This is a genomic window from Duganella qianjiadongensis (genome assembly GCF_009857915.1).
In the GTDB taxonomy this organism is placed as follows: Bacteria; Pseudomonadota; Gammaproteobacteria; order Burkholderiales; family Burkholderiaceae_D; genus Rugamonas; species Rugamonas qianjiadongensis.
In genome coordinates, this window is record NZ_WWCM01000101.1 from 1 (window position 1) to 255 (window position 255).

A 255-nucleotide genomic window follows, 5' to 3' on the forward strand; every position below is an offset into this window, starting at 1 on the left:
TCTTACAAAACCGCCTGCGCACGCTTTACGCCCAGTAATTCCGATTAACGCTTGCACCCTACGTATTACCGCGGCTGCTGGCACGTAGTTAGCCGGTGCTTATTCTTCAGGTACCGTCATTAGCAAAAGATATTAGCCTTCACCGTTTCTTCCCTGACAAAAGAGCTTTACAACCCGAAGGCCTTCTTCACTCACGCGGCATTGCTGGATCAGGGTTGCCCCCATTGTCCAAAATTCCCCACTGCTGCCTCCCGT

At 51.8% G+C, this 255-nt stretch carries 1 rRNA gene; it reads right to left on the bottom strand.

Going from position 1 to position 255, the window contains the following annotated elements:
- A 16S ribosomal RNA gene (locus GTP27_RS24490) occupies positions 1-255 on the bottom strand; the annotation flags it as partial.